This is a genomic window from Streptomyces sp. adm13(2018) (assembly GCF_008042145.1).
Lineage (GTDB): Bacteria > Actinomycetota > Actinomycetes > Streptomycetales > Streptomycetaceae > Streptomyces.
Map to the genome: position 1 here is coordinate 4,222 of NZ_RDBH01000005.1, position 3,709 is coordinate 7,930.

Annotated in this window: 1 protein-coding gene and 1 pseudogene; both read right to left on the reverse strand. The window is 77.2% G+C overall.

Going from position 1 to position 3,709, the window contains the following annotated elements:
- A pseudogene (locus EAO70_RS37510) lies at nt 1-953 on the reverse strand (hypothetical protein); the annotation flags it as partial.
- Nucleotides 950-3,667, reverse strand: a complete 2,718-nt coding sequence (locus EAO70_RS00410) for a lantibiotic dehydratase (RefSeq protein WP_148001034.1) — start codon at nt 3,665-3,667, stop codon at nt 950-952. The pseudogene EAO70_RS37510 and the gene EAO70_RS00410, both read right to left, overlap by 4 nt.
- Between the last annotated feature and the right edge of the window lie 42 nt (nt 3,668-3,709).

Here is a 3,709-nt window from a genome sequence, read left to right on the forward strand (position 1 = left end):
GCGGCACCGACGAGGACGCGCTCGTCGCCGAGATCGGCACCGAGCGCGCCCGCCCCGCGGTCCGCCTCCTCGTCGCCAAGCTCCGCGAGAACGGACTGCTCCTCGACCCGGCCGCGCACACCGCGCCCGAACCGCCCGCCGACGTCCGGGCCCGGCACACCGAGGCGCTCGCCCGGGTCGGCGGTGCCGGTGAGGACGTCGACGAGGAGCTGCGCCCCGAGGGCGCCGGCCAGCGCGTCCGCCACGGGGCGGGGCGCGGGCGCGGTGGACTCGGCGTCGGCCCAGGCGCGGGCCCGGGTGTGGAACGCGTCGCGGGCGGTCCGGTCCCCGGGGTCGGTGAGGGCGGGGCCGACGAGGGTGACGCCGGTGCCGCCGAGATGGACGGGGACGACCAGGGGCGCGTCGGCGGCCGGGGCCGGACTGTCGTCGTCCGCGCGGATGTCGAGGACGGCGTCGGGGGTGGCGGGTGCCTCCTCCGTCCCGGTGAGGACGGTGCCGACCCCGGCCCGGCGCAGACCGCGGACGGCCGGGCCGGTGGCGGTGGGCGGGCCGGTGACCAGGACGGTCGCGGCGCGGAGCCGGGCGAAGGCGCCGTACGGGTCGTCGAGGAGTCCTTCGAGGCGGGCGAGCGCCTCGGTGTGCCGGGCCCGGACGTCGGCGGGCGGTTCGGGCGCGGTGTGCGCGGCCGGGTCGAGGAGCAGTCCGTTCTCGCGGAGCTTGGCGACGAGGAGGCGGACCGCGGGGCGGGCGCGCTCGGTGCCGATCTCGGCGACGAGCGCGTCCTCGTCGGTGCCGCCCTCCAGGAGGGGGACGCAGCCCTGGGCGACGGCGTGCAGGACCTCGGAGCCGCGCAGCACGAACCGGGCGCGGACCCCGCTGAAGTAGACGCCGCCGGGGACGGGCGCGTAGTGCAGGTCGGGGCGCGTCCTGAGCGCCTTCGTGGGCGTGGTCATCGCTCCTCCGCCTCGGTCGTCGGGTGGTAGGTGAAGCGGCCGCCGGCCGTACGGCCGACCTCGACGACCCACTCGGTGGCGTGGGTGCCGTCGACGACGCCGGGCAGCGCCTCCTCCAGGTAGCTGCCGCCGGTGTCGGCGCCGCGGCGTTCCAGCATCCGGGGCAGGACGCGGGCGCCGAGCGCGCTGCTCAGGTCCACGTACTGGGGCTTCTGCTGGAGGCGCTTGGACTGGATGTCGGGGGCTCCGACGGAGAGCGGGCCCTCGTCCTCGGGAACGGTCTTGACGACGACCTCCTCGGGGACGCCGTGCCGGGCGCGCCAGGCGTTGAGGGCGAGGAGCCGCTCGTGCTCCTCGGGGCCGGCGGCCAGGGCGGTGCCGAGTTCCTCTCCGCCGTACCAGCGGCGGCGTCCGATGAGGACGTCGCCGACGGCCATCCGGGGTGCGACGCGGGTGGCGGTGCGGTCCCAGGGGGTGGCGGCGTGCCAGCTGTTGGGGAGGGCGTTGAAGAGGCGGCCGCTGATGGCGAGGCCGGAGGCGACGGAGAGCGGCGGCGGGAAGAGGCCGGGGTGGCCGGTGCCGAGCGGGAGGACCCGCAGCGGGGCGCCGTCGGCGTCCTCGACGCGCAGGGAGTCGGTCTCGGGGTCGTGGGCGAGCCGCAGTCCGAACCAGTCGTCGGGGGTGAGGCCGCCGGGCAGGATCGGGGTGTGGGCGTTGACGTTGAGGCGGTGCAGGCCCAGGTCCTCGGTGACGCGGGCGCCGTCGTAGCCGTACACCCGGCGTACGTGGTCGGCGAGGCGGGGCAGGGCGCGGCCGCCGAGGCGCCGGTCGGCCTCCAGGAAGCGGGCGTAGAGCATGCCGTGGCCCGGGAGGCCGTCGTTGAGGACGAGGTGGCCGTCGCCGCGCTGGAGCAGGATGCCGTAGATCAGCGGGTCGCGGCGGAAGCGTTCCGGCAGGTCGCCGGTGAGGCCCTCGACCTGCTCCGGGGTGATGCGGAGGGTGTCGTCGCCGCGTTCGGCGGCCTCTCCGATGCGGGCGTGGAGCGCTTCGGTGACCTCGCGGCGCAGTTCGTAGATGCGCTCCAGTGAGCCGTCGGCGGGGCCGATGCCCTTGAGGGCGGTCGGGTCGCCGGGGCCGTCGGGGCCGTAGACGGCGGCCATGGCGGCGGCGCGGCGGGAGACCTCGCCGACGACGTAGGGGGCGTGGGCGGCGAGGGGGACGTCGGCCCCGGGGCCGAAGCGCTCGACGAACGCGGCGGTCATCAGGACGCGGACGTCGTGCAGCCAGTCGAAGACGGTGAGGAGTTCGACGGCGGGGCCGAGGTCCTTCAGAGACTCCTTCCACGGTTCCGTGGCCACCTTGAGCGGCGGCATCACGTAGTCCTCCTCGACCGTGACGTGGGCGGGGCGGCCGGCGGCGTGGCTGAGCTCGCCGAGGGCGCCGCGCAACTCGGCGAGCGCGGCGCCGCGTTCGCCGGCGGGCGCGGCGGTGAAGGCGGGCATCCCCGCCTTGACGCGGTCGGTGAGCCGCTTGGTGTCCGGGCGGGGGTCGTCGGGGGTGAGCAGGACGTCGTAGTCGGTGGAGCCGTCCTCGGCCTCGTGGAAGGTGCAGAGGAGGCCCTGCGCGACGGCGCCGCGGACCTTCTGGTCGGCGTCCGCGGCGGCGATGCCGGAGCGTGCGGCGACGTGGGCGACGACGGAGGAGAAGGGCCGGGGGCCCATGGAGACCGCGTCGAGGAGGTCTCCGGCGGGGCCGTCGAGGCTGACGGCGGCCCGGCGCATCCCCTCGGGCGAGGGCTTCAGGAAGAAGAGCTTCCCGGCCGCCGGGTCGGGGGCGGAGGTCGGCGGCAGGCCGATCCACAGGTCCTCGATCGCCCGGTCGGCGGGGTCGGGCAGGCCGCCGAGCACGTAGTTGAGCATCACGCGGTCGAGGCCGGGGAAGGCGGTCGCGCCGCCGAAGCCCGCCTCGTCGGGGCCGGGCGCGGCCGGGTCGGGCTCGGCGATACCGACGGCGGTGAACCGGGCGAGGGGGCTCGTACGGACCATGGCGCGGGTGACGTACTGGATGAGGCCGCGCTCGGACTTGCGGCTCTTGGCCGGGACCCTGCCGGGGGCCCGGACGGCGGCGCGGTAGCGCTCGGCCTCCTGGTGGACCTCGGGGGCGACCAGGGCGAGCGAGCGCAGCAGGTCGGCGTCGCCGAGGAGTTCGGCGAGGACCCCGCGCTCGCGCTCGGCCGCGTCGGGGTAGCCGTCGACCAACTCGGCGCGGATCCGGTCGCGTTCCGTGCGGGCTTCGAGCCAGGCGCCGATCACGGGGCCGGCGGCCTCCGGGGTCGCCTTCGGGGCCTTGCCGCTGTTCACGGCGCGGCGCAGGGCGATGAGCGCCCGCCGTTCCGTGTCGTCGGTCGCGGCGCCGATCCGCTCGTACAGCTCGTCGGAGGCGGCGGCCGCGGCCTCGGCGAGGGTCTGCTCGGCGGCGGTGACGAGGACGAGCTGCCGGCGCAGGGCGGCGTCGGCGAGCCGGGACCGGCGCAGCGGGTTGACCCGGAGGAACCAGAGCGGCTCGGGCGCCGTTCCGGGGGCGGCCGCGGAGGCGGGGGCGGACTCGGTAGTGGGTACGGGCGTCGGCGCGGGCGCGGCTGCCGGTGCGGTCGCCGGCTCGGGCGGTACGGCCCCGCGCGGGTCCGTCGGGCTGCCGATCACGGGGGCGGTCATCGAAGGGCTCCCTCGGGGGCGGTGCCCGGAGCGGAGCTCGGG

Coding starts and splice junctions, on each gene's coding strand:
- EAO70_RS00410 (WP_148001034.1), bottom strand. CDS start 3,667: ATGACCGCCCCCGTGATCGGCAGCCCGACGGACCCGCGCGGGGCCGTA.